The organism is Nocardioides sp. TRM66260-LWL (assembly GCF_020075545.1).
Lineage (GTDB): Bacteria > Actinomycetota > Actinomycetes > Propionibacteriales > Nocardioidaceae > Nocardioides.
Genome location: NZ_JAIQZK010000008.1, coordinates 52,101 through 77,532, shown reverse-complemented (window position 1 = coordinate 77,532; position 25,432 = coordinate 52,101). Strand labels below are relative to the sequence as shown.

Annotated in this window: 22 protein-coding genes; 5 read left to right on the top strand and 17 right to left on the bottom strand. The window is 72.9% G+C overall.

All coding sequences use genetic code 11. The features are described from left to right. Nucleotides 1-62: 62 nt before the first annotated feature. A complete protein-coding gene (locus K8Z61_RS16125; protein ID WP_224131008.1) occupies nt 63-2,270 on the bottom strand; it encodes a 3-hydroxyacyl-CoA dehydrogenase NAD-binding domain-containing protein in 2,208 nt (735 codons plus the stop codon). 50 nt (nt 2,271-2,320) lie between these two features. Then, complete coding sequence (locus K8Z61_RS16120) at nt 2,321-3,532, bottom strand: acetyl-CoA C-acetyltransferase (protein ID WP_224131007.1); 1,212 nt, start codon at nt 3,530-3,532, stop codon at nt 2,321-2,323. Between the two features lie 54 nt (nt 3,533-3,586). Here K8Z61_RS16120 and K8Z61_RS16115 point away from each other — a divergent pair, with 54 nt between their 5' ends. Both K8Z61_RS16115 and K8Z61_RS16110 read left to right on the top strand, forming a co-directional pair. Beyond that, on the top strand, nt 3,587-4,348 hold the full coding sequence (locus tag K8Z61_RS16115) for a MerR family transcriptional regulator (protein WP_224131005.1): 762 nt from the start codon (nt 3,587-3,589) through the stop codon (nt 4,346-4,348). 98 nt (nt 4,349-4,446) lie between these two features. Beyond that, complete coding sequence (locus K8Z61_RS16110) at nt 4,447-5,343, top strand: NAD(P)H-binding protein (protein WP_224131003.1); 897 nt, start codon at nt 4,447-4,449, stop codon at nt 5,341-5,343. Here the strand turns inward: K8Z61_RS16110 and K8Z61_RS16105 are convergent. The 9 genes from K8Z61_RS16105 to K8Z61_RS16065 form a co-directional block, all read right to left on the bottom strand. Continuing rightward, nucleotides 5,289-6,398: a cytochrome d ubiquinol oxidase subunit II gene (locus tag K8Z61_RS16105; protein ID WP_224131001.1), complete on the bottom strand. Its 1,110-nt coding sequence runs from the start codon at nt 6,396-6,398 to the stop codon at nt 5,289-5,291. The two genes, K8Z61_RS16110 and K8Z61_RS16105, sit on opposite strands and share 55 nt — an antisense overlap. Then, nucleotides 6,395-7,852 (bottom strand): cytochrome ubiquinol oxidase subunit I, encoded by a 1,458-nt coding sequence (locus K8Z61_RS16100; protein ID WP_224131096.1) that lies wholly within the window; start codon nt 7,850-7,852, stop codon nt 6,395-6,397. The genes K8Z61_RS16105 and K8Z61_RS16100 overlap by 4 nt, the downstream gene beginning before the upstream one ends. A 129-nt stretch (nt 7,853-7,981) precedes the next feature. Beyond that, on the bottom strand, nt 7,982-8,692 hold the full coding sequence (locus K8Z61_RS16095) for a type II CAAX prenyl endopeptidase Rce1 family protein (protein WP_224130999.1): 711 nt from the start codon (nt 8,690-8,692) through the stop codon (nt 7,982-7,984). A gap of 167 nt (nt 8,693-8,859) precedes the next feature. Beyond that, on the bottom strand, nt 8,860-9,054 hold the full coding sequence (locus K8Z61_RS16090; protein WP_224130997.1) for a CsbD family protein: 195 nt from the start codon (nt 9,052-9,054) through the stop codon (nt 8,860-8,862). A 145-nt stretch (nt 9,055-9,199) separates the two neighbouring features. Further along, the gene (locus tag K8Z61_RS16085; RefSeq protein ID WP_224130995.1) at nt 9,200-10,648 is read right to left on the bottom strand and encodes an NAD(P)/FAD-dependent oxidoreductase; all 1,449 of its coding nucleotides are present in this window, start codon (nt 10,646-10,648) and stop codon (nt 9,200-9,202) included. Between the two features lie 92 nt (nt 10,649-10,740). Beyond that, complete coding sequence (locus K8Z61_RS16080; protein WP_308116792.1) at nt 10,741-11,898, bottom strand: CaiB/BaiF CoA-transferase family protein; 1,158 nt, start codon at nt 11,896-11,898, stop codon at nt 10,741-10,743. Between the two features lie 140 nt (nt 11,899-12,038). After that, nucleotides 12,039-12,872, bottom strand: a complete 834-nt coding sequence (locus tag K8Z61_RS16075; protein ID WP_224130994.1) for an amino acid ABC transporter ATP-binding protein — start codon at nt 12,870-12,872, stop codon at nt 12,039-12,041. After that, nucleotides 12,869-13,753, bottom strand: a complete 885-nt coding sequence (locus K8Z61_RS16070) for an amino acid ABC transporter permease (protein WP_224130992.1) — start codon at nt 13,751-13,753, stop codon at nt 12,869-12,871. The genes K8Z61_RS16075 and K8Z61_RS16070 overlap by 4 nt, the downstream gene beginning before the upstream one ends. Next, the gene (locus K8Z61_RS16065; protein WP_224130990.1) at nt 13,750-14,646 is read right to left on the bottom strand and encodes an ABC transporter substrate-binding protein; all 897 of its coding nucleotides are present in this window, start codon (nt 14,644-14,646) and stop codon (nt 13,750-13,752) included. The genes K8Z61_RS16070 and K8Z61_RS16065 overlap by 4 nt, the downstream gene beginning before the upstream one ends. Nucleotides 14,647-14,764: 118 nt before the next feature. Between K8Z61_RS16065 and K8Z61_RS16060 the strand changes: the two genes are divergently transcribed. Together K8Z61_RS16060 and K8Z61_RS16055 are read left to right on the top strand one after the other, a co-directional pair. Then, entirely contained in the window at nt 14,765-15,295 is a 531-nt protein-coding gene (locus K8Z61_RS16060) for a PadR family transcriptional regulator (protein ID WP_224130988.1), read from the top strand. Then, nucleotides 15,292-17,310: an NADPH-dependent 2,4-dienoyl-CoA reductase gene (locus K8Z61_RS16055; RefSeq protein ID WP_224130986.1), complete on the top strand. Its 2,019-nt coding sequence runs from the start codon at nt 15,292-15,294 to the stop codon at nt 17,308-17,310. Before K8Z61_RS16060 ends, K8Z61_RS16055 begins: the two co-directional genes overlap by 4 nt. 108 nt (nt 17,311-17,418) lie before the next feature. On the opposite strand, the gene K8Z61_RS16050 is transcribed toward K8Z61_RS16055, so the two are convergent. Next, entirely contained in the window at nt 17,419-18,009 is a 591-nt protein-coding gene (locus K8Z61_RS16050) for a hypothetical protein (protein WP_224130984.1), read from the bottom strand. A 122-nt stretch (nt 18,010-18,131) separates the two neighbouring features. Further along, nucleotides 18,132-18,752, bottom strand: a complete 621-nt coding sequence (locus K8Z61_RS16045; RefSeq protein WP_224130982.1) for a hypothetical protein — start codon at nt 18,750-18,752, stop codon at nt 18,132-18,134. Nucleotides 18,753-18,872: 120 nt separating this feature from the next. Here K8Z61_RS16045 and K8Z61_RS16040 point away from each other — a divergent pair, with 120 nt between their 5' ends. After that, nucleotides 18,873-19,937, top strand: coding sequence for a YihY/virulence factor BrkB family protein (locus tag K8Z61_RS16040; protein ID WP_224130980.1), 1,065 nt, complete (start codon nt 18,873-18,875; stop codon nt 19,935-19,937). Between the two features lie 18 nt (nt 19,938-19,955). Here the strand turns inward: K8Z61_RS16040 and K8Z61_RS16035 are convergent, their stop codons facing one another. From K8Z61_RS16035 to K8Z61_RS16020, 4 genes are read right to left on the bottom strand one after another with little or no spacing between them, the layout of a single operon-like run. Further along, a complete protein-coding gene (locus K8Z61_RS16035) occupies nt 19,956-20,762 on the bottom strand; it encodes a DUF1295 domain-containing protein (protein WP_224130979.1) in 807 nt (268 codons plus the stop codon). A 50-nt stretch (nt 20,763-20,812) separates the two neighbouring features. Further along, the gene (locus tag K8Z61_RS16030) at nt 20,813-22,135 is read right to left on the bottom strand and encodes a cyclopropane-fatty-acyl-phospholipid synthase family protein (protein ID WP_224130977.1); all 1,323 of its coding nucleotides are present in this window, start codon (nt 22,133-22,135) and stop codon (nt 20,813-20,815) included. Then, nucleotides 22,132-23,415, bottom strand: a complete 1,284-nt coding sequence (locus K8Z61_RS16025) for a cyclopropane-fatty-acyl-phospholipid synthase family protein (protein ID WP_224130975.1) — start codon at nt 23,413-23,415, stop codon at nt 22,132-22,134. Before K8Z61_RS16025 ends, K8Z61_RS16030 begins: the two co-directional genes overlap by 4 nt. Then, nucleotides 23,412-25,430: an FAD-dependent oxidoreductase gene (locus tag K8Z61_RS16020; RefSeq protein WP_224130973.1), complete on the bottom strand. Its 2,019-nt coding sequence runs from the start codon at nt 25,428-25,430 to the stop codon at nt 23,412-23,414. The genes K8Z61_RS16025 and K8Z61_RS16020 overlap by 4 nt, the downstream gene beginning before the upstream one ends. Nucleotides 25,431-25,432: the final 2 nt, after the last annotated feature.

Below are 25,432 nucleotides of genomic sequence, written 5' to 3'. Positions count from 1 at the left end.
GCCCCGGGCCGGCGCCCGCCCGCGAGGGGTGGACGCCGGCCCGGGGCTCGGTGCGGGGACGGTCAGGCCGGGAACGACCCGCCCGAGGCGGCGAGGTCGCGCAGCCACGGGGTGGGACGGAACCGCTCGCCGTACGCCTCGGCCAGCTCGTCGGCCCGGGCGACGAACGCCTGGAGGCCGATGCTGCCGTCGGCGCCGACGTAGCCGGTCATGAACTGGGCCGCGCCGCCGGTGTTCGGCGGGAAGCCGATGCCCATGATCGAGCCGATGTTCGCGGCGGCCGCCGAGGTGATGACGTCCTCCTCGAAGCACTTCGCGGTCTCGAGCGCCTCGGCGAAGAGCATGCGGTCCTTGACGTCCTGGAACGGCACCTGCTCGTCGGCGATCGGGAAGACCTCCGCCAGGCCGCTCCAGACCGAGCCGCGCTTGCCGGCCTCGTCGTAGTCGAAGAAGCCCGCGCCCTTGAGCCGCGAGGGGCGACCGATCTCGATCATCTTCTCGACGACCTTGATGCCCGGGTGCTCGTCGAACGGCGTGCCGTCGCGCTCGGCGGCGTCCCGGCTGGCCTTGGCGATCTTGGCCATGAGCTCCATGTTGAGCTCGTCGGTGAGCTGCAGCGGGCCGACCGGGTAGCCGGCCTGGGTGGCCGCGCGCTCGATCGAGTAGGGCTGGACGCCCTCGGCCGCCATGGCGAGGCCCTCGTTGACCATCGTGCCGATGACCCGCGAGGTGTAGAAGCCGCGGCTGTCGTTGACCACGATCGGGGTCTTCTTGATCTGCTGCACCACGTCGTAGGCCTTGGCCAGGGCGACGTCCGAGGTCTCCTTGCCGCGGATGATCTCGACCAGCGGCATCTTGTCGACCGGCGAGAAGAAGTGCAGGCCGATGAAGTCGGCCGGACGGTCGACGCCGGTGGCCAGCTCGGTGATCGGCAGGGTGGAGGTGTTCGAGCACAGCAGCGCGTCGGGGTTGACGTGCGGCGCGATCTCGGCGAACACCTTCTGCTTCAGCGAGGGGTCCTCGAAGACGGCCTCGATGACCAGGTCGCAGCCGGCGAGGGCGGCGGGGTCGGAGGTCGCGGTGATGCGGTCGAGCAGCTCCTGGGACTTCTCCTCGGTGAGCTTGCCGCGGCTGACGGCCTTGGCGTTGATCTTCGCCGAGTAGTCCTTGCCGCGGGCGGCCGCCTCGTCGGAGACGTCCTTGAGCACGACCTGCATGCCGGCGCGGGCGCACGAGTACGCGATGCCCGCGCCCATCATGCCGGCGCCGAGGACGCCGACCTTCTGCGCGCGGTAGGGCTCGATGCCCTGCGGACGCAGCGAGCCGGAGCTGATCGCCTGGAGGTCGAAGAAGAACGCCTGGATCATGTTCTTCGAGCCCTGGTTGACGATCAGGTTCGTCAGGTAGCGCGACTCGATCCGCGAGGCGGTGTCGAAGTCGCGGTTGGCGCCCTCGACCGCGGCCGAGAGGATCGCCCGGGCGGCCGGGTAGAGCGCGCCCTTGGTCTGCTTGCGCAGCAGCGCCGGGAAGGCCGGGAGGAAGCCGGCGAGCGCCGGGCTCTTCGGCGAGCCGCCGGGCATCTTGTAGCCCTTGACGTCCCACGGGTTGTGGGCGGCGTCGGGGTTGGCCTTGATCCACGCCTTGGCCGCGGGGACCAGCTCCTCGCGGGTGGCGACCAGCTCGTCGACCAGGCCCTTCTCCTTGGCCGCGCCCGGCTTGAAGCGGGTGCCGGTGAGCAGCACCTCCATGAGACCGGTCTGCAGGCCGAGGAGGCGGACGATGCGGGTGACGCCGCCGCCGCCCGGCAGCAGGCCCAGCTGCGACTCCGGCAGGCCGATCTCGACCTTCGGGTCGTCGACGGCGATGCGGTGCTGGGTGGCCAGGCAGATCTCGAAGCCGCCGCCGAGGGCGGCGCCGTTGATCGCGGCGACGACCGGCCGCGGGAAGGTCTCGAGGCGGCGCAGGGCGGCCTTGACGTTCTCGGCCATGGCGAAGACGTCCGCGGCGTCGTCCTTGGTGGCCTTGACCATGCCCTTGAGGTCGCCGCCGGCGAAGAAGGTCTTCTTGGCGGAGGCGACGACGACGCCGGTGACGCTCTTCTCGTCCTCGGCGAGCTCCTCGTGGAGACGGTCGACGACCGCCTTCATCGAGGAGATGTACAGCTCGTTCATGGTGTTCGCCGACTGGTTCGGGTCGTCGAGGGTGAGGGTGACGATGCCGTCGGCGTCCTTCTCGTAGCGGACGGCCGTCTGCTCGGTCGTGGTGCTCATCTGGGTCCTGTTCTCGTGCTCGAGGATCGTGGGGGTGGCGGGGGCGGGGCTCAGACGAGCTCGACGATGGTGGCGATGCCCATGCCGCCGCCGACGCAGAGCGTGGCGAGGCCGCGCTTGAGGTCGCGGCGGGCGAGCTCGTCGATCAGGGTGCCGAGGATCATCGCGCCGGTGGCGCCGAGCGGGTGGCCCATGGCGATGGCGCCGCCGTTGACGTTGGTGATCTCGTGGCTGATGCCCATGTCGCGCATGAACCGCATGGCGACGGCGGCGAACGCCTCGTTGATCTCGAACAGGTCGATGTCCTTCACCTCGAGACCGGCCTTGGCGAGCGCCTTGCGGGCGGCCGGGGCCGGGCCGGTGAGCATGATGACGGGGTCGGCGCCCGAGACGGCCATCGAGACGATGCGCGCGCGGGGGGTGAGGCCGAGGTCGGTGCCGACCTGCTCGTTGCCGATCGCCACCAGGGCGGCGCCGTCGACGATGCCCGAGGAGTTGCCGGCGTGGTGGACGTGGTTGATCCGCTCCAGCCAGTGGTACTTCTCCAGCGCGACGTCGTCGAAGCCGGCGTCGCGGCCGAGGTCGGCGAAGGACGGCTTCAGGCCGGCGAGGCCCTCGGGGCTGGTGTCGGGGCGGATCGTCTCGTCGTGGTCGAGCACGACCAGGCCGTTGACGTCCTTGACCGGCACGACGGCGTCGGCGAAGTAGCCGTTGGCCCACGCCTTGGCGGCGCGGTGGTGGGACTCCGCGGCGTAGGCGTCGACGTCGTCGCGGCTCCAGCCCTCGACGGTGGCGATCAGGTCGGCGCCGATGCCCTGGGGGACGAAGCCGGCCTTGAAGGCGGTGGCCGGGTCGGAGGCCCAGGCGCCGCCGTCGGAGCCCATGGGCACGTTGCTCATCGACTCCACGCCGCCGGCGAGGATGAGGTCCTCCATGCCACCGCGGATGCGGGCCGCGGCCTGGTTGACGGCCTCCAGGCCCGAGGCGCAGAAGCGGTTGAGCTGCACGCCCGCGACGGTGTCGGGGTAGCCGGCGGCCAGCGCGGCCGTCTTGGCGATGTCGCCGCCCTGCTCGCCGACCGGCGAGACGACGCCGAGCACGACGTCGTCGACGCGGTTCGGGTCGAGGGAGGGGTTGCGGGTCTTGATCTCGTCGAGCAGGCCGACGGCGAGGTCGACCGGCTTGACCTCGTGCAGCGAGCCCGCCGCCTTGCCCTTGCCGCGCGGCGTGCGGATGTGGTCGTACACGAATGCTTCTGCCATGACCGTCCTTGAGAAGTGCGGGGTGTGTGCCTTGATTGTGACACTATTGGTGTCATGGTCAAGCCTGAGCCGTCCGCTGAGACGTCGCCCGACGTCCGCGCGGAGCCTGCGCTCCTGACCCTCGAGGAGCTCACCGCGCGGGTCGGCCTGAGCGTGCGCAACGTGCGCTTCTACACCAGCAAGGGCCTCGTGCCCCCGCCGATCCGCCGCGGTCGCAGCGGCTACTACACCGCCGACCACGTGGCCCGGCTCGAGCTGGTCAAGGACCTCCAGCGTCACGGCTTCACGCTCTCGGCGATCGAGGGCTACCTGGCCGCCATCCCCGCCGACGCCAGCGCGGAGGACCTCGCGCTGCACCGCACGATGCTCTCGCCGTGGCAGGGCGAGACCACGGTGGAGATGAGCCGCACCGAGCTGGGCCGCCGCGCCGGACGCGAGCTCACCGACGACGAGCTGGCCACCCTCGCCGCTCTCGGGGTCGCCATCCGCAACAAGCGCGGCCGCTACCAGGTCTCCACCACCCAGCTGGCCGTCGGCGTCGGCCTCATCGACCTCGGCTTCCCGACCGAGGCGGCGGTCGCCGCGGCCGACGTCTACACCGCCCACGGCCGCCAGCTGGCCAAGGAGCTCAACGACGTCTTCCGCACCATGGTGTGGCCGGCCTACCGCGACGCCGGCGCCTCGCCGGAGACGATCCGCGAGATGGTCGAGCGGCTCAAGCCGCTCTCGATCGCCAGCCTCGTGGCCGCCTACGAGGCGGCGATGGACGAGAGCCGCCGCGAGCGGATCGCCGCGCGGTCGCGCGGTCGCGACTGACGCCGTCCCGCCGACCGGGCCGCGACGACCACACCCCGACGGGGGTCTCCCCCCTGCGAGGGCGACAGTCCTGGACCGGGTCGCCTACCGTCGAGGGCGTGAGCACTGTCCTCGTCACCGGCGCCACCGGCTTCGTCGGCCGCCGCCTCGTCCCCGGCCTCGTGCAGGCCGGTCACGAGGTGCGGGCGATGACGCGCCGCCCCTTCGACTACGCCGGTCCCGCCGACCCGGTCTTCGGCGACGTCGCCGAGCCCACCTCGCTGCGCGAGGCGCTCGACGGCTGCGAGATCGCCTTCTACCTCGTCCACTCCCTCGACGACCACGACTTCGAGCGCAAGGACGCCGACGCCGCCCGCGCGTTCGGCGCGGCGGCGGCCCGGGCCGGCGTCCGGCAGATCGTCTACCTCGGCGGTCTCGGCGCCGAGGACGAGGAGCTCAGTCCGCACCTGCGCTCGCGGCGCGAGGTCGAGACGCTGCTCGGCCAGGCCGGCGTCCCGGTGACGGTGCTGCGCGCGGCGATCGTCGTCGGCGACGGCGGCATCTCCTGGGAGATGACCCGCCAGCTCGTGCACCACCTGCCGGCCATGGTCGTGCCCAAGTGGGCCGCCACCCGCACCCAGCCGATCGCGATCGACGACGTCGTGCGGTACCTCGTGGGGGTCGCCGGCCACGCCGACGCCTTCGATCGCGTCTTCGAGATCGGCGGCGCCGACCAGCTGTCCTACCTCGGCATGCTGCAGGAGGCCGCCCAGGTGATGCGCGGGCGGCGCCTGCCGATCATGCAGCTGCCGATCGGCACGCCGCTGCTCTCCGCGTACTGGATCAAGCTCATCACCGGCGTCGACGTCGTCACCGCCGGCAACCTGATCGAGTCGATGCGCACCGAGGTGGTGCAGCGCGACCACGCCATCCGCGAGGTGGTGCCCGGCGAGCCGCTCACCTACGCCGAGGCCGTGCGTCGGGCGATCGCCGAGGCGGACGCCGTCCCGGCCTGAGTCGCGTCGCCGGCCTCCGGCCGGTCGACGTGGTGCCGGCCGTGGCGGTGGTCGTCGCGATGGTCGGTCTGGGCGAACCAGAGCAGCATCCCGAGCGCGGGCAGGACGACGACGGCCGCGATGCCGACCGCGATCAGCAGTGCCGCCAGCGTCGCCGGGGCGCCGGCGGCCTGGACGAGCGTCGCGTGGTCGACCAGCAGGTACGGGTACTGCCCCACGCCCCAGCCGGAGAGCACCGCGACGACGGCGAGCACCGCCGGCACCCGCGCCAGGGACGTCCGCCCGCTCGCCAGCAGCCCCAGGGTCGCCAGGCCCGCGAGCGCCGCGACCACCACCAGCGGCAGCGCGCGGCCGGTGAGCCCGGCCCACAGCACGGGGGCGTCGGCGCGCAGGGGCAGCAGGCCCGCGAACACCAGCGCCCCGGTGACGACGCCGACCGCCAGCGTGCGACGGCGCAGCCACACGGCCAGCGCCGTCTCCTGCGAGCGGACCGCGTCGGCGGTGAGGAACACCCCGCCCAGGAACGCGCAGGTGCCGACCGCGACGACGCCGCCCACCAGCGACGTGGGGTTGACCCAGGCAGCGACGCGGTCGCCCCGCTCGTCCAGGGGCACCCGTCCGGACGCGATCGCGCCCGCGACGGTGCCGAGGAAGAACGGCGTCAGCACCGACGACAGCGCGAAGACCGCGCCGAGCAGCCGCGCCTGGCGCAGCCCCTCGGCGTGCTTGCGGAACGCGAACGTCGAGCCCCGCAGGACGATGCCGAGGAGCGCCAGGGCCAGCGGGATCGCCAGGGTGTCCATGGCCGCGGCGAAGGCGCGCGGGAAGCCGGTCCACCACACGACCAGCACGAAGACCAGCCAGACGTGGTTGGCCTCCCAGACCGGGCCGAGGCTGTGGTCGACCCGGGTGCGCAGCGCCGCGCCGCGTCGCGCGTCGCCGGCCATCAGGTCGTAGAGCCCGGAGCCGAAGTCGGCACCGCCGAGCACGCCGTAGGCGAGGACGCCCGTGAACAGGGCGGCCGCGACCAGCACGGCCAGGGTGTCGGGGCTCACCGTCCCGCCCCGACGGTCTCGGGCTGCCGCGGTCCGTCGTCGGAGGACTCGCGGTCGGGGCCGTAGGGCGAGGGCAGCTCCTCCTCGCCGGCCCGCCAGCGCCGCGCCATCGAGCGCAGGACGGTGACCGCGCCGATCGTCAGCCCGCCGTAGAGCAGCACGCTCGCGCCGTAGACCCACCACAGGCCCGGGTTGTCGCCGGCGGCGTCGGTGGTGCGCAGCACGCCGTAGACGATCCAGGGCTGGCGGCCGACCTCGGTGGCGATCCAGCCGGCCTCCAGGGCGACGACGGCCAGCGCGCCGCTGGCGGCGACGAGGCGCAGGAACGGCCGGTGCAGTCGCTGCGCGGGGTCGAGCAGGTCGCGGCGACGCCAGCGCAGCAGCCAGTAGCCGGCGACGAGCGCGGCCAGCAGGGTGCCGATGCCGATCATCGACTGGAAGGCGAGGTGGGTGAGGTTCACCGGCGGCTGGTCGGCCGCGGGGATGGTGTCGAGGCCGCGGACGGGCTCGGTGAGCGAGTTGCGGGCGATGATCGAGCCGAGGCCCGGGATGTCGATCGCGCCGCGCACCTCGCCGTCGATGAGGACGCCGCCGATCCGCAGCGGCGAGGGGCTCTCGGTGGTCGTGGCCAGCTCGAAGGCGGCCAGCTTCGCGGGCTGGGTGTCGGCCACCCGCAGGCCGAGCACGTGCCCGACGAGCGGCTGGACGAGCGCGGCCGCCGTCGCGAAGCCGAAGCCGATGGTGAAGCCGAGCCGGTGGTGCCGGTCGCGCCGTCCGCGCAGCAGGCCCACGGCGTAGACCGACGCCACGGCGAAGCCGACGACCATGAACGCCGCGACCCACATGTGGGCGAACTGCAGCGCCGCCTGGCCGCTGGTCAGCGCGGCCCACGGGTCGACGTCGGTGACCCGGCCGTCGACGATCGAGAAGCCCCGCGGGTCGTTCATCCAGGCGTTGACGGCCAGCACGCAGTAGGTGCCGAAGACGCCCGCGGCGGCCATCGGCGCGAGCAGCAGGACGTGCAGCCGCGGGCTCAGCCGGCCCCAGCCGTAGAGGTACATGCCGAGGAAGATCGCCTCGACGAAGAACGACATGCCCTCGAAGGCGAACGGCAGGCCGAGCACGTCGCCGAACGGGCCCATCAGTCCGGGCCAGAGGATGCCGAGCTCGAAGCTGAGCACCGTGCCCGAGACCGCGCCCACGGCGAACAGCACGCCGGCCACCTTCGACCAGCGGCGCGCGAGGAGCAGGGCGCCGTCGTCGCCGCGGTAGGCGCCGCGCCAGTGGGCGACGGCGATCATCGCGGGGAAGGCGACGCCGAAGCAGGCGATGACGATGTGCCAGCCCAGCGAGAGCGCCATCTGCTCGCGGGCGGGCAGCAGACCCGCCGGCGCGTTCGCGTCGGACAGGGCCGCGACCAGCGGGTGGGGCAGCGTCGCCCCGATCGTCTCCATGAGTGCCACGTCCTCGACGCTAGGTCGGCGCACGGGCTCCTCCCAGGCTTTGTGAAAGTAGTCACAAATATTGTGAAGACTTTCACAAGCGCACGCGACGAGAGTCGACCGCGAGCCCGGGAGGCGGGCTCAGAAGATGGCGGGGAGCACGACCAGCATCGAGAGCGACCAGGTCAGGTGGGTGATCGCCGGGGCCAGGATGCCGCCGGACGCGCGCCGCTGCAGCCCAGCGACGAGGCCGAGGAGCAGCGCCGCGAAGCTGAGCATGACGTTGCCCGTCGCCAGCGTCGCGATCGTGTACGCCACGGTCGTCCACAGCACCGGATGGTGCGGGATCGCCGCGTAGGCGGCACCGCGGAAGAAGAGCTCCTCGGCGATGCCGTTGATCGCGGTGATCACGAACAGCACCGGCAGGCTGCCGGCGTCGGCGAGCGCGAGGACGTTCGAGATCTGGTCCTCCAGCGGCTGGAGGAACGGCAGCGCGCGGACGGTCAGGCCGCCGAGCACGAACACGCCGACCATCGCGGCGCCGAGCAGGAACGGCGGCAGGATCGGCCGCTCGAGACCGCCGGGCCGGTCGAGATCGGCGATGCGGCCCAGGTGGAGGCGCCCGGAGACCAGCGCGCCGACGATCCAGACCGCGGCGAGCAGCAGGGTCGCGGGGTAGAACCAGACGCTGCCCGGCTCGATCCGCAGCGAGACCGCCAGCACCGCCCCGCCGAGCACGAGGAAGCCGGCCGTCACCCACTGGCGACGCCGCAGCCCGGCGTCGGTGTCGCGCTGGTCGCGCGGGACGACGTCCCACAGCGAGCGGCGCACGAGCACGGGGAGGGGCTTCACGGCGTCGAGCCTAGGTCGCGAGAGGGGCTCAGCGGGAGCGTCCCAGCGTCGCACTGGCCACATCGGACCCGCGCGCCGCGCTCGCCGGGGGCCGGACGCGCCGACGGGCCCTCCCCCACCGGGGGACGGCCCGTCGGTCGGAGGGCCGGGTCGGCCGGCCCGTCCGCTCACTTCTTGAGGCTGTCCTTCACGTCGGACGCGGCGTCCTTGATCTTCTCGACGCCGTCCTTGAGCGAGGCCTTGGCCTGGTCGGCCTTGCCCTCGTTCTCGAGGTGCTCGTCACCGGTGGCCTTGCCCGCGGCCTCCTTGCCCTTGCCGGCGAGGTCGTCGGCCTTGTTCGAGATCTTGTCCGCGATACCCATGGGGCACCTCCCTGATCGGCTGTGCGGTGGCCGGGCCACTGCGGCCCGTCCTCCTCACGGTGCTCACGACGACGGCCGCCCACACCCTCCAAGGGGTGGGCGGCCGTCGAGGTGTCGCGGTGTTGCGGCGCCGGGGCGCGGCGGGTCAGGAGAAGGACAGGACGCCGTCGTCGATCCGGTCGCGGCGGATGGTGCGGATGTCGCTGAGGTAGTTCTGCTTCAGCGACCACGGGGCGCGATCGCCCTGGCGCGGCAGCCCGTCGAGGGCCCGCTGGACGTACCCGGAGGCGAGGTCCATGAACGGGCGCTCGCCGACGGTCTCGTCGCGCACGGGCACGACGACCTTCTTGCCCTTCGCGTCCATGTAGGACAGCAGCCGGTTGACGTAGTCGCCGACGAGGTCGGCCTTGAGCGTCCAGGAGGCGTTGGTGTAGCCGATCGTGTAGGCGAAGTTCGGCACGCCGCTGAGCATGAGCGCCTTGTAGGCCATCGACGAGGACGGGTCGAGCTTCTCGCCGTCGATCGTCAGCGTGATGCCGCCGAAGAGCTTCAGCTTCAGCCCGGTGGCCGTGACGATGATGTCGGCCTCGAGGTGCTCGCCCGACTCCAGCTCGATGCCGGTGGCGTCGAAGCGCTTGATCCGGCCGGTGACGACCGAGGCGTCGCCCTTGCGCAGCGCGCGGAAGAGGTCGGAGTTGGGCACCACGCACAGGCGCTGGTCCCACGGCTGGTACGGCGGCTGGAAGTTCTCGTCGTAGCTCGTGCCCTCGGGCAGCTGCCGCTCGGTGAACCGGCGGACGAACCTCTTGGCCTGGTCGGGGTAGCGCCGCGCGAGCTGGTAGCTGGCGACCAGGCGCATGACGTTGGCCCAGCGCACGATCGGGTACTTCACCGAGAACGGGAGGAAGTCGAGGCGCTTGGAGAGCTCGTCCTCGCCGGGCTGCGGGAGGATGTAGGTGGGCGTGCGCTGGAGCATCGTGATGTGCTCGGTCTTGTCGGCCATCGACGGAAGGAGGGTGATCGCCGTGGCGCCGGAGCCGATGACGACGACCTTCTTGCCCGCGTAGTCGAGGTCCTCGGGCCAGAACTGCGGGTGCACGATCGTGCCCTCGAACGACTCCTCCTGCGGGAACTGCGGCCGGTGCCCCTCGTCGTAGTCGTAGTAGCCGGTGGTGCCCCACAGGAACGAGCAGGTGAGCTCGCGGGACTCGCCGTCGACCTCGACCGTGACCGTCCAGCGCGCGCTGGCGGTGTCCCACTCCGCGGCGGTGACCTTGTGCCGGTAGCGGATCAGCCGGTCGACGCCGTGCTCCTCGGCGACCGTGCGCAGGTAGTCGAGGATCAGCGCGCCGTCGGCCAGCGAGGTGTGGCTGGGCCACGGACGCCAGCGGTAGCCGAAGGTGAACATGTCGGAGTCGGACCGGATGCCGGGGTAGCGGAACAGGTCCCAGGTGCCGCCGCTGGCCTCGCGGGCCTCGAGCACGGCCAGCGTGCGCTCGGGGTGGGCGGTCTTGAGCTGGCAGGCGGCGCCGATGCCGGACAGGCCGGCGCCGACGATGAGCACGTCGACGTGCTGGGGCTCGGAGGTGGGCATGGCCCGAGCGTACGCTTATTGACAGATATTCAGCAAGGGGTCGGACGGCCCGCCCGGACGGGACGGGCGGGCCGGGCGGGCGGGCGGGCCGGTCAGGCCTGGACCGCCACGCCCCGCTCGAGCAGGCCCTCGACGTCGTCGACGCCCCAGGCCGCCAGCGCCTCGCGGGTGTGCTCGCCGGCCGCGCGGCTCGGCGGCGTCGTGATCGTCGCTCGGGTGCGGGAGAACCGCGGGGCCGGCTGGGGCTGCACCATGCCGTGCGCCTCGACGAAGGTCTCCCGCGCGACCAGGTGCGGGTGCGTCAACGCCTCGCTCATCGGGACGATGCCCGCGACGCAGGCGTCGGTGCCCTCGAAGAGCTCGATCCACTCCGCCTGGGTGCGGCTGCGGAAGGTCTCGACGAACAGGGCGCGCATCTCGTCGTAGCGGTCCAGCTCGTGCTGGCCCGGGCACCGGCCCTCGAGGCCGAGCAGCCGGACCAGCTCGGCGAAGAACTGGCCCTCGAGCGCCCCGACCGACATGTGCCGCCCGTCGGAGGTCTCGTACACGTCGTAGAACGGCACGCCCCCGTCCAGCAGGTTGGCGGCGCGCTCCTCGCGGTAGCCGCCGGAGGCGACGAAGGCGTTCGTCATGGCGTTGAGGTGCGCGGTGCCGTCGACGATCGCGGCGTCGACCACCTGGCCCCGTCCGCTGATCTTCGCCTCGAGCACCGCGGCGAGGATGCCGATGACGAGGTAGGTGGAGCCGCCACCGAAGTCGCCGACGAGGTTGCCGGGGAAGTGCGGTCGGCTCTTGTCCTGTCCCAGGCCGAAGAGCGCGCCGGTGATGGCGATGTAGTTCATGTCGTGGCCGGCCGCCTGCGCCAGCGGGCCGTCCTGCCCCCAGCCGGTCATCCGGCCGTAGACCAGCCGCGGGTTGACCTCGGCGCACTGCTCGGGCCCGATGCCGAGCCGCTCGCACACGCCCGGACGCAGGCCCTCGACCAGCACGTCGGCGTCGCGGACGAGCTCGAGCACGACCTTCGTCGCCTCGGGGTCCTTGAGGTTGAGAGCGACGCTCGGCCGGCCGCGGTTGAGCAGCATCGTCGCGCCGCCGGCGAGCAGCTGACCGCCCGGACGCTCGACGCGGATCACGTCGGCGCCCAGATCCGCGAGGATCATGCACGCGTGCGGCCCCGGGCCGATGCCGGCGATCTCGACGACCTTGAGGCCCCGCAGCGGCCCCGTTCCCTGTCCCAGCTCGATGGTCATGACGGGATCATGACAGAAGCACTGTCACAGTGGGGCTGGCGGCCAGTTTCATCGGTCAGCCGATGAAACTGGCGCCTGCACGCTGAAGCTTCATCGTCCCAGCGACAGTTTCGTCGGTCAGCCGACGAAACCGCCCGGCCTCAGCCCCCGACCACCCGCGACAGGAACGCCCGGGTGCGCTCCTCGCGGGGAGCGACGAGCAGCCGCTCCGGCGGGCCCGACTCCAGGATGCGGCCGGCGTCGAGGAAGTGCACCGTGGTGGCGATCTCGCGGGCGAAGGCCATCTCGTGGGTGGCGAGCACCATCGTGGTGCCGGCGGCGGCGAGCTCGCGCACGACGTCGAGCACGTCGCCGACCCGCTCGGGGTCGAGGGCGGCGGTGATCTCGTCGAGCAGCAGGACGTCCGGCTGGGCGCACAGCGCCCGGACGAGGGCGGCGCGCTGCTGCTGCCCGCCGGAGAGCCGGTCGGGATAGGAGCCGGCGTGCTCGGCGAGGCCGAAGCGGTCGAGCAGGTCGCGGGCCCGGTCGCGGGCCTCGCGCCGCCGCAGGCCGTGGACGTGGCGCGGGGCGAGCGTGCAGTTCTGCAGCACCGTCAGGTGCGGGAACAGGTTGTAGGCCTGGAAGACCATCCCGATCCGCCGCCGCACCCGCCGGGCGTCGACGAGCGGGTCGGAGATCTCCCGGCCGTCGAAGACGATGACGCCGTCGTCGATCGGCTCCAGGAGGTTCAGGCAGCGCAGGAGCGTCGACTTGCCGGAGCCGGAGGAGCCGATGAGGCACACGACGTCGCCCCGGGCGACGTCGAGGGAGACGTCGGCGAGCACGACCTGCCGGCCGTAGGCCTTGCGGACGTCGCGCACCGAGAGCAGCGGCGCCGTGGTGGCGAGCCCGCTGGTGAGGTCGCCGGCGAGCGCGGCACGGCGGCGCTCCTCGTCGTCGCGGCCGAAGTCCTCGTCCGGCTCGATCCCGCTCATCGCTGCCCCGGCTGCTCGCGGCGACGCGCCCGCGCGGCCAGCCAGTCGGTGAGCCGCGCGGTGGGCACGGTGAGGGCGATGAAGAAGCCGGCCACGACGACGTAGGCGGTGTAGTTGAAGTTGAAGTTGCCGTAGTCCTGGGCGAAGGAGACGGCCTCCACGACGCCGAGCACCGAGACCAGGGCGGTGTCCTTCTGCAGCGAGACGAAGTCGTTGAGCAGCGGCGGGATCACCCGGCGCACCGCCTGCGGGACGACGACCAACCGCAGCGTCTGCGCCCGCGAGAGGCCCAGCGCCGCGGCGCTGGCGACCTGGGAGGGATGCACCGACTCGATGCCCGAGCGGAAGACCTCGGCGACGTAGGCGCCGTAGGAGAGGATCAGCGCCACGCACGCCCACACCGTGCGGCTGGTCGTCACCCCCTGCAGCTGCAGCGCGGGCAGGCCGAAGCCGAGCAGCAGGACGAGCAGCAGCGTGGGGATGCCGCGGAAGACGTCGGTGTAGACGACCGCGAGCAGCCGCACGGGCGCGAGCAGCGGCGACCGGGAGACCCGGATCAGCGCGACGAGCAGCCCGAGGACCAGGATGCCCGCCTCGGCGACCAGGAAGAGCCGGACGTTGAGCCAGAAGTGCTCCCGGATGCCCGGCAGGGCGTCCCGGGCGAACCCGGCGTCGAGGAACAGCGCGCGGACCGCCGGCCAGCCGGGGCTGTTGACCAGGCCGAGCACCAGGCCGCCGAGCACGAGCACCGTCGCGAGGCTCGCGATCGCCAGGGACCGCAGGCGCTGACGCCGCCGGACGCGCCGCCGCTGCCGCTCGCGCTCGCTGGGCCGCCAGGGCGCGTCCGGCGAGGTCGCCGCGACGGGCTGCGCGGAGGTCACTGGAGCACGGGCACGTCGACGACGTCGGAGAGCCACTGCTTCTCCAGGCCGGCCAGGGTGCCGTCGGCCTTCAGCTCGGCCAGGGCGAGGTCGAGGCACGGCGTCAGCGAGGAGCCCTTGGCGGCGAGCAGGCCGAACTCCTCCTGCTGACCCGTCGTCGGCTGGAACTGCCCGACGATCGTGCCCTTCGGGATCTCGACGGCGGTGATGTAGAAGGCCGTCGGCAGGTCGGCGAGGATCGCGTCGACCTGGCCGTTCTGCAGCGCCTGCTTGGCGGCGTTGGTGTCCTGGAAGACCGAGGCCTCCGTGGTCGGCTGGATGCCGTCGCGGATCGCGGTGAGCGAGGTGGTGCCGGTCTGCGCGCCGAGGCGCAGGTCCTTCAGGTCGGCCAGCGAGGTGATCGAGGCGGCCTTGCTGCCCTTGAGCGCGATGACGGCCTGCGCGGCGGCGTAGTAGCCGTCGGAGAAGTCGACGGCCTTCTGCCGTGCCGGCGTGATCGAGATCTGGTTGATGTCGAAGTCGAACGGCTTGGCGCCGGGCGCGTACGAGGTGTTGAAGCGGACCTTGGTCCAGCTCACGGCGTCCTCCGCGAACCCGAGGCGGTCGGCGACGGCGTAGGCGACGGCCGACTCGAAGCCCTTGCCGTTGGTCGGGTCGTCGTCGGAGAACCAGGGCTCGTAGGCCGGGCTGTCGGTGCCGACGGTGAGCTTGCCGGGGGCGGTGAGCGTGGCCTTGGCGGCGCAGTCCTTCGCCGTCTCGCCGGCCGTCGGGGAGGCGGCCGGGTCGGCCGCGGTGTCGGCGGTCGAGGCGCACCCGGCCAGCGCGGACGCGGTGAGGACGGTGGCGGCGAGCAGGCCGGCAGCGCGGCGGGGGGCGGTGGAGCGGAGGCGCATGCGCGAAGTCTAGGGGCGCGCTCGGGTTTGGGACGGCGGCCCGCGCCGTCGCGTGACCTGGCGCACATCGGCATGCAACTCGTTGCATAGGGTCGGCAGCATCCGCCACCCTGGGGACGTGCCCCTCGACCACGCCCTCCTCGTCGCGCTCGCCGAGCGTCCGGCGTCCGGGCTGGAGCTGGCGCACCGGTTCAGCCGCTCGATCGGCTACTTCTGGTCGGCCACCCACCAGCAGATCTACCGGACCCTCGCTCGGATGGACGACGACGGCTGGCTGGTCTCGCACACGGTCGAGCAGCAGGGCAAGCCGGCCAAGCGGGTCTACGAGGTCGCCGACGAGGGCCACCGGGTGCTCGCGACGTGGCTGGCCGAGCCGGCCGACCCCCACCCGCTGCGCTCCGACCTCGCCGTGAAGATGCGCGGCGCGTCCTTCGGCGACCGGGCGCAGGTGCTCGACGTCGTCCGCACCGCCCTGGCCGAGCACCACGCCCGCCTGGCGCACTACCGGTACCTCATGTCCCGCGACTACCCCGACCCGTCCACCCTCAGCGGCCTGGAGCGCGACCAGCACCTCGTGCTCCGCGGCGGCATCCTCATGGAGGACGCCTGGGTCGCCTGGCTCACCGAGTACCTGGAGGCTCACGCATGACCACCCCGTCCCCTTACCCGCACCTGCTCGCCCCGCTGACGATCGGCGGCCTGACGCTGCGCAACCGCGCCGTCATGGGCTCGATGCACACCGGCCTCGACGACCACCCGTGGGACCGCGTGAAGCTGGCCGCCTACTACGCCGAGCGCGCCCGCGGCGGCGTCGGGCTGATCATCACCGGCGGCCACTCCCCCAACCGGCGCGGCTGGCTGCTGCCGTTCGGCGCCGAGATGCGCACCCGGCTGCACGCCGCCCGGCACCGTGACACCACCGACGCCGTGCACGCCGAGGGCGGCGCCATCGCGCTGCAGATCCTGCACGCGGGCCGCTACGCCTACCACCCGCTGAGCGCGGGCGCGTCGAGCCGCAAGTCGCCGATCACCCCGTTCAAGCCGCGCACGATGAGCAGCCGCGAGGTCGACGAGACCGCCAGCGCCTTCGCGCGCTCGGTGGCCCTGGCCCGCAAGGCCGGCTACGACGCGGTCGAGATCATGGGCTCCGAGGGCTACTTCATCAACCAGATGCTCGCCGCGCGCACCAACGACCGCACGGACGCCTGGGGCGGCAGCGCCGAACGACGCATGCGCTTCCCGCTCGAGGTCGTCCGCCGGGCCCGCGAGCTGGTGCCCGCCGACTTCCCGATCGTCTACCGCATCTCCCTGCTCGACCTGGTCGAGGACGGCCAGACCTGGGACGAGACCCTCGCCCTGGCCCACGGCCTGGAGGCGGCCGGCGTCACGGTGCTCAACACCGGCATCGGCTGGCACGAGGCGCGGGTGCCTACGATCATCACGCAGGTGCCGCGCGGCGCCTGGGTGTCGGTGACGGCGCGGCTCAAGGCCGAGGTGTCGGTGCCGGTGTGCGCGTCGAACCGGATCAACACCCCCGAGCTGGCCGAGGAGATCCTCGCCTCCGGGCAGGCCGACCTGGTCTCGATGGCGCGTCCGCTGCTCGCCGACCCCGACTTCGTCGCCAAGGCGGCCGCCGACCGCGCCGACGAGATCAACACCTGCATCGCCTGCAACCAGGCCTGCCTCGACCACGCCTTCAGCGGCCAGAAGGTCTCGTGCCTGGTGAACCCGCGCGCCGGCCGCGAGACCACCCTGGTGCTCAGCCCGACCCGCACCCGGCGTCGGGTCGCGGTCGTCGGCGCCGGGCCGGCCGGTCTGGCCACCGCGGTGAGCGCGGCCGAGCGCGGCCACGCGGTCACGCTGTTCGAGGCCCAGCCCCACCTCGGCGGCCAGTTCAGGCTCGCCATGGCGGTGCCGGGCAAGGAGGAGTTCGCCGAGACGCTGCGCTACTTCACGCGTCGCCTCGAGGTGCTCGGCGTCGACGTGCGGCTCTCGACCCGGGCCTCGGTGCAGGACCTCGCCGACTTCGACGACGTCGTGGTGGCCACCGGCGTCGAGCCGCGCGTCCCCGCCTTCGAGGGCGTCGACCACCCGAAGGTGCTCAGCTACGCCGACGTGCTCGCCGGCCGCGCGGTGCCCGGACGCCGGGTGGCGGTGGTCGGCGCCGGCGGCATCGGCGTCGACGTCAGCGTGTGGCTCACCCACCAGCCCGAGACCGACGAGGAGTGGCTCGCGCACTGGGGCGTCGGCGACCCCGCGCTCGACCGCGGCGGCCTCACCGACCCCAAGCCGCGCACGCCCGCCCGCGAGGTGACGCTGCTGCAGCGCAAGGCGACGATGATCGGCAAGGACCTCGGCAGGACGTCCGGCTGGGCGCACCGCGCGGTGCTCAAGCAGTCCGGCGTCACGCAGGTCAACGCGGTGGCCTACGACCGGGTCGACGACGCCGGCCTGCACTACACGCGGGAGGGCGTGCAGCACGTGCTCGACGTCGACCACGTGGTGCTCTGCGCGGGCCAGGAGTCGGTGCGCGGCCTGTTCGACGAGCTCGCCGCCCGCGACGACGCCCCGCGGGTGCACCTGGTCGGCGGCGCCGACGTCGCCGCCGAGCTCGACGCCAAGCGCGCGATCGAGCAGGGCACCCGGGTGGCCGCGGCGCTCTGAGCGCCCGACCCTGCCGACCTCCGAGACGCCGCACGGCGCGCCCCCGGACCGGGGGCGCGCCGTCGCCGGTGCTGGACCTGCCCGTCGTCGGCGGCCCGGCGCGGGGCCTCAGTGCGGGGTGATCCAGGAGCCGAGCGTCGGCGCCAGCCGGGTGAAGCCGACACCCGACGTGAGCGCGTCGTCGGAGACGAAGCGCGAGGGACCGCTGCGATGCCCCTCGGTGAGGGTCAGCACGCCGACGCGGATCCGGGCAGGTCGTCCCAGACACCGGCTGGGCACCACCCCGACCAGTCCGCGGGGCGTCGGCGTGACCCGTGCACCCGCACACGTCACGTACCGGTGGTTGCGCTGCAGCATCGTGCGACCGTCGCGGTAGCGGAGGTCGTAGACGAGCGAGCCGCGTGAGGTCCTGATCCGGGCGGCCCAGACGTCCGGCTGGGCGCGCATCGCGGTGGCGACGCGCACCTCGTCCGGCGCGTAGTGCACCGTGAGCGCCGTGATGTCGCCCGCGCGGGCGGACGCGTCGGCGCCGCGGTCGCGATAGGTCTGGTCGGAGTAGTACTGCACGACGCGCACGTCGCCGGACGCGTCGGCGTGCCGGGAGGAGCCGGCGTGGGCGGCCGGCGCGAGGGTGGCCGTGAGGGCGAGGACGGTGGCGCCGAGGCCGAGCGTCCTCCGGAGCGGGATCCGAGAGCTCATGGGCGGATCATGGCGGCCGGCGCCCGGCGTGTCAGCGGTTCGGGGGCGCCGGAGCCGCCGTCGGACGCCGCACGGCGCGCCCCCGAGGGGACGCGCCGTGCGGATCGAGCGGGACGGAGGGATCAGCGAGCGGTGGTCCAGCTGCCGAGGGTCGGACGGCCGATGGTGGCGTTGCCGACACGCAGGGCGTCGTCGCGGCCGCGGGTGTAGGTGTCGTCGGAGGAGTCGTCGGCCAGCAGCGCGTTGACGACGACGCCGGCGCGCACCTTGTACGGCGTGCCGAGGCACGCGCGCGGCACGAACCCGAAGATGCCGCTGCTGGTCGGGACGACGCGGATGCCGTCGCACGAGACCAGTCGGCCGTTGCGCCGCAGCTCGACCGTCGTGCCGGAGTCGCGGACGATGCGACGCAGGTCGTAGACGTTGGTGCCGCGGGAGGTGACGATGCGGGCCTGCCAGCTGTGCGACAGCGGCGGGACGGCGCGCAGTCCGGTGGCGACCTTCACGCCGTCGCGAGTGTGCTGGACGGTGAGGGTGGTGATGTCGCCCTCGATGACGCCGGGCTGGGTGCCCTCGTCGGAGAACGATCCGCCGCCGACGTTCTGGGAGGAGACGCGCACGTCGCCGGTGGCGTCGGCGTGCCGGTAGGTGCCGGCGTGGGCGGCCGGGGCGAGCCCGGCGGTCAGGACGAGGGCGGCGGCACCGAGGCCGGCCGCCCTCCGGAGGGGGTTCCGAGAGATCATGGCGGCATCCTCACCCACGATGTCGCGGCTCACACCATCGGGGTCTCGACAGGCTCGACCATCTCCTCACGGCCGCGACGGATGAGCCCGATCGACGGGTTCCGCACTACCGTGGGAGGAGTGGGACGCCTGGTCGACGCCGCCGATCGCACGCAGCAGCGCGTGCCGGTGATCGGCATGCCGCTCGCGGTGGTCTACAAGTTCGCGGACGACCAGGGCACCTACCTCGCGGCGATCATCAGCTACTACGCGTTCATCGCGATCTTCCCGCTGCTGCTGCTCGCCTCGACCATCCTCGGCGTCGTGCTGCAGGGCTATCCCGACCTCCAGCAGCAGGTGCTGAACTCGGCGCTCTCGCAGTTCCCGATCATCGGCGACAAGCTCGGCCGACCCGAGGAGCTGCAGGGCTCGCTGGCGGCCGTGATCGCCGGCTCGGTCGCCGCGCTCTACGGCTCGCTGGGCCTGGGCCAGGCGATCCAGAACGCCGTGAACGTCGCGTGGTCGGTGCCGCGCAACAACCGTCCGAACCCGATCGTCCTGCGGCTCAAGAGCCTCTTGCTCCTGCTCTCCGCGGGCGTGGCCGTGCTCGGCGTCTCGATCGCCTCGGCCCTCGCGTCCGGCACCCAGGTCTTCGGCCCCTCGTTCGACGCCGAGATGCAGTGGATCGTGCGGCTCGGCACCGTCGCGCTGCTCTGGCTGGTGCTGACGCTGCTGTTCCGCCTGGCGGCCGCCCGCTCGCACACGATCGGCACCGCCGCGCCGGGCGCCCTGGCGGTCGCGATCATGTGGCAGGGCCTGCAGACCCTCGGCACCGTCTACGCCACGCGGGTGCTCGCCGAGACCGACACCATGACCGGCACGTTCGGGCTCGTCCTCGGGCTGGTCGGCATCATCTACCTCGCCGCCCTGATGGGCGTGCTGGGCATGGAGGTCAACGTCGTCCTGGCCCGCCGGCTGTGGCCGCGGGCGCTGCTGACGCCGTTCACCGACAACGTCCGGCTCACCGAGGCCGACCGCCGCGCCTACCAGGGCTACGTGCGCTCCCAGCGGCACAAGGGCTTCGAGACGATCGAGATCACCTGGGACGACCTGCCGGTGGTCGAGGAGCCGCTCGCCGAGGACCCCGCCGCGCCCACGCGGCTGGAGGAGTACCGATCCCGGCTGCGCCGCCGCTCCGGCGAGTAGCCGGCACGACGGGACGCGTCAGCGCCGCTTCGGGGGCAGCGGCACGAACATCGACGTGCGCTCGGCGTACTCGGGGTAGCCCTCGCGCTGCATCATCGTGCGCTCCAGGAGGCGCGCGCCGGTCGCGAAGGCGAGGAAGTAGGTCATGGCGAGCGGGCTGACGATCGTCAGCAGGCCGCCCCAGCCGGACGCCGCGCCGCCGACCAGGAAGACGCCCCACCAGATGCAGGCGTCGCCGAAGTAGTTCGGGTGGCGCGTCCAGGCCCACAGGCCGCGGTCCATCACCGGACCGCGGTCGGGGTCGGCCTTGTAGGCGGACAGCTGGGCGTCGCCGACCGACTCGAAGACCAGGCCGACGGCCCAGACGACGACGCCGAGCACGACGACCGGCCACGCGGCGACGTCGGAGACCGCGCCCACCTGGATCGGCAGCGAGATCAGCCAGACCGCGAAGCCCTGGACCAGGAAGACCTTGCGCACGGCCAGGCCCAGGCCCACCTCGTGCAGGGGCCCACCGAGCAGCTGCTCGTACCGGGGGTCCTCCTTGCCCGCGTGGGCGCCGAGCGCCCGGCGGCGGATGTGCCAGGCGAGGCGCAGGCCCCACGCACCGACCATCACCAGCACCAACCACCGCCGGGGCCCGTCACCCTCCGCCGCGATACCCACTGCCGTCGAGACGACGGCCACCGCGACGAAGCCCAGTCCCCAGGCGACGTCGACCACCGCGACCCGATCCAGCTGCCGGGCCCGCAGCGCTGCCAGGGTCATCACCACGGCCGCGGTGACGAGCGCAGCGCCGGAGACCAGCGCGAGATCGGCGATCATGGGGGTCGCTCCTTCTCCTCGGGGGTTCGGTCCGGGACGTCCCGGACCGGTCAGAAGTCCCGCACGGCCGGCAGGCTGTGCGGCGCGCCCGGCTTCACCATGAGGATCTGGTCGACCCCCATGCGGCCGTCGCGGAAGGCCATGGAGCCACCGACGAGGTAGAGGCGCCACACCCGGACGACCTCCTCGCCGACCAGCTCGGTGAGCCGCTCGACGTTGGCCTCGAACCGCTCGATCCAGCCCGCCACCGTCAGCACGTAGTGCTCGCGCAGGGCGTGGACGTCGCGGACCTCCAGGCCGCCGCGCTCGAGGAACGCCACGGTCTCGCCGACGGGGCGCATGTACATGTCGGGCGCGATGAACGACTCGATGAAGGGGCCGCCGCCGGGCCACTTGCCGGTGCGCGACATCTGCTGCACCAGCACGCGTCCGCCGGGGCGCACGGAGTCGTGCAGCACCGTGGCGTAGGTCGGGTAGTTGTCCTGGCCGACGTGCTCGCCCATCTCGATGGACGACACGGCGTCGTACTCCTGGCCGGCGGCCGGCACGGCGTCGCGGTAGTCGAGGAGCCGGATCGTGACGCGGTCCTGCAGGCCGCGCTCGGCGATCCGGGCGTCGATGAACTTCTTCTGCTCGGCCGCGATCGTGACCCCCGTGACCTGCGCGCCGAAGTGCTCGGCGGCGTGCAGCGAGAGCGAGCCCCAGCCGCAGCCGACGTCGAGCAGGCGCATGCCCGGCTGGAGGCCGAGCTTGCGGCAGATGAGCGAGAGCTTGGCGAACTGGGCGTCCTCGAGCGGCTGGTCGGGGCTGGCGTGGTAGCCGCACGAGTAGGCCATCGAGGGGTCGAGGATCAGCGAGTAGAACTCGTTGGAGAGGTCGTAGTGGTGGCTGATCGAGCGGATGTCGCGCAGCTTGGAGTGCAGGCGTCCGCGGATGCGGGCCTGGGAGGCCGGCGGTGCCGGCGGACGGCCCAGCAGCCCGAGGCGGCCCTCGCCGAGCTCGAGCGCGGTGCGCACCGCGGAGATCATCGCCTGCGGCGAGGGGCGGCGGCCGGAGAGACCGCGCTCCTTCGCGACCGCGAAGGCGTAGGTGAGCGCGGCGTCGAGGTCGCCCGGCACGTCGAGCTCGCCGGTGACGTAGGCCTGCGCGGCCCCGAGCTCGCCCGGGTGCCACAGCAGGCGGCGCAGCGCGTCGGGGCTGCGCAGCTCGACGACGGGGGCGTCCTCGGGGCCCGCGACCGAGCCGTCCCAGGCGATCAGCCGCACCGGCAGGTCGCCGGCGACGAAGGGCCGCAGGGCCTCGGCGAGCGCGGGGGCGACCGGACGGTCGGTGGACGGGCCGGACGGGGTGCGGGTGGCGGTGACGGAGCTCACGAGACGTCCTCACGGGTCAGCAGGATCTGGTTGACGTCGATGTAGCCCGACGCGAAGCCGGCGCGGCTGTACTCCAGGTAGAAGTGCCACATCCGGATGAAGGTCTCGTCGAAGCCGAGCTCGAGGACCTTCTCGGTGTTGCCGAGGAACGCGGCGTCCCAGCGGCGCAGCGTCTCGGCGTAGTGGCTGCCGAAGGGCAGCCGGTCGGTGACGCGCAGGCTGGTGCGCTCGCGGGTGATCTGGTCGATCACCTCGACGGAGGGCAGGAACCCCCCCGGGAAGATGTACTTGTGGATCCAGGTCCACGTGTTGCGGGTGGCGAGCATGCGGTCGTGCGGCATGGTGATCGCCTGGATGCCGACCTTGCCGCCGGGTGCGAGCACGCGGTCGATGGTCTGGAAGTAGGTGTCCCAGTAGTCGTAGCCGACGGCCTCGATCATCTCGACGGAGACGATGGCGTCGAAGCTGCCCTGCACGTCGCGGTAGTCGCACAGCTCGACGTCGACGAGGTGGGTGAGGCCGGCCTCGGCGATGCGCTGGCGGGCCAGCGCCTGCTGCTCGGTCGACAGCGTGATGGTCAGGACCTGCGCGCCGCGCTTCGCCGCGCGCATCGCCAGCTCGCCCCAGCCGGAGCCGATCTCGAGCACCCGGCTGCCCTCGGCCACGCCGGCGACGTCGAGCAGCCGCTCGATCTTGCGAGCCTGCGCCTCGGCGAGCGGCTCGTCGGCGTCCAGCGGCGAGGGGATGCCGTCGAAGAGGGCCGAGGAGTAGCTGAGCGTGGGGTCGAGGAAGAGCTGGAAGAGCTCGTTGGACAGGTCGTAGTGGTGCGCGATGTTGGCGCGGGAGTTGCGCTTGCTCGACACCTGGCGCTTCGGGGGCCGCTTCGCGACCACGCCGCGCAGCCGCTGCATCCACTGCGGGACGAGGTCGGAGATCTCGCCGGCGAGCACGCCGAGGAAGTCGCCGAGGCCCGACGGCGTCGGGGTGTCCCAGACGCCGGTGAGGTAGGCCTCGCCGAAGCCGATCAGCTGGTCGCTGCCGATGCGGGCGAAGAACTCGTCGGGCCGGTGGATGCGCATCACCGGGCCGCCCTTGCCGTAGGTGCGGCCCTCGCACTCGACGGTGACGTCGAGGCGGGAGACCGCGCCGAGGAAGAGGCGCCGGGCGACGGGGCCGCCGAGGCGGGCCTTCGGGCCGGACGGGACAACGTCGAGCCCGGCCCAGCGCATCGCCTCCGGACGGGCGGCCGCGACGACGTCGCGATCGGGTGAGGTGGTCATCGGTTCTCCTGGACGTGTGGCTGGGCGTGGGACGGGCGCGACTGCACCGGCAGGCGACGCAGCCACAGCCAGATGCCGTGGGCGCGGATCAGCAGCGATCCGCGCAGCGCCGCGAGCGCGGCCCGACGCACCGGCGGCGCGTGGGTGACGCGCCGTCCGTGCATCGAGGCGGAGAACCGCGCGCCGTCGTCGGTGGTCAGGGTGACAGCGACCGTGAGCGCGTCGTCGGCCGGGGTCGGCGCGACGAGGTCGTAGGAGCCGTCGGTGCCGTGGAACGGCGAGACGTACATGGCCTTCGGCGTGCTGGCCCGGCCCTGCTCGTCGGGCTGGACGAGGTAGGCGTGGCGGTCGCCGTAGGTGTTGTGCACCTCGACGACGGTGGCGACCCGACGGCCGGCGGCGTCGTGGCACCAGAACACCGAGATCGGGTTGAAGCAGTAGCCGAACGCTCGCGGCTGGGCGCACATCAGGATCAGGCCGTCGGCGGTGATGTCGTGGGCGGCGAGGAACGCCTCGACGTTGGCGCGGATCGTCCGGTCGGGGCTGCCGAGGTGGTCGCGGGCCTCGAAGGTGCCGCGCACGAGGCCGAGCGGACGGTGGTCGGGCAGGTCGTCGAGGTCGACGACCCAGGTGTGGGACGTGTGCTCGAAGGAGCGGGTCCACGGGCGCCGCCGCGTGTGCCGGATCGTGGTGGCGTACACGCCGGTGACGTCGGCCGGGGCCGGGGCGTCGACGACGACCGTCGGCTCGCTCCAGGGCAGCCCGAGCCGCTCGGCGGCGGCGAGGCCGGAGCGCGCGCCGTCCTCGTGGAAGCCCCAGCCGTGGTACGCGCCGGCGAAGACCACGCGGTCGGTGTCGAGCTCGCGCAGACGCGCCTGGGCGGCGACCGACGTGGGGGTGTAGAGCGGGTGCTCGTACTCCATCCGGTCGATCACCGTGGCGGGGTCGACGAGGTCCTCCCCGCCGAGGGTGACCAGATAGTGCACGTCGGTGTCGAGGCGCTGCAGGCGGGTGAGGTCGTAGGTGACGGTGACGCCGCCGCGCTCGCCCGCGACCCGGCGAAAGTTCCACGACGCCCAGGTGCTGCGGTGGCGGGGCAGCAGCGAGAGGTCGGTGTGGAGCAGCGCGGTGTTGGGCGAGTACGGCATCGCGCCGAGCAGCTCGCGGTGCAGCGGCGTCGGCTCGGCGAGCATGCTCAGCGCCTGGCTGGGGTGCGCGGCGATGACCACCGCGTCGAACCGGTCGGTGCGGCCGTTGCCGTCGGTGATCTCGACGCCGTCGGCGGTCTCGAGCACCGAGGTGACCTTGGAGCCGGTGCGGATCTCGTGCAGGTGCGCGGCCACGGCGTCGACGTAGCTGTGCGAGCCGTTGCTGACCGTGCGCCAGGTCGGCGAGCCGAAGACGGCGAGCATGCCGTGGTGCTGCAGGAAGGCGAAGAGGTACCGCGCGGGGTACTGCAGCGCGACGTCGGGGTCGCACGACCACACGGCCGCGACCAGCGGCTCCATGAAGTGGCGCCGGAAGTACGGGGTGAACCTGTGCTGGTCGAGGAAGTCACCGAGGGTGACGTCGTCGCCCGGCACGGCGAGGAGCGCCTTGGCCTGACGGTGGAAGCGCGGCACCTCGGTGAGCATGCGCAGGTAGTCGCGGTCGCGCAGGTGGCGGCGGGTCGGGAAGACGCCCGCCCGGCCGAGCGCGCCGGCCCACTCCAGGCCGGTCTCGTCGTCGCTGATCGACATCGACATCTCGGACTGCTGGGTGGCCACGCCGAGCTCGCGGAAGAGCCGCAGCAGCACGGGGTAGGTGCGCCGGTTGTGGACGATGAACCCGGTGTCGATGCGCAGCTCGCGACCCGACGGGTCGGGCACGCGATGGGTGTCGGCGTGGCCGCCGAGGCGGTCGTCGGCCTCGTAGAGCGTGACGTGCGCGGTGCGTGAGGCGACGTAGGCGGCGGTCAGTCCGGCCACGCCGGAGCCGACCACCGCGACGCGTCGTCCGGTGGGGGCGGAGGACATGG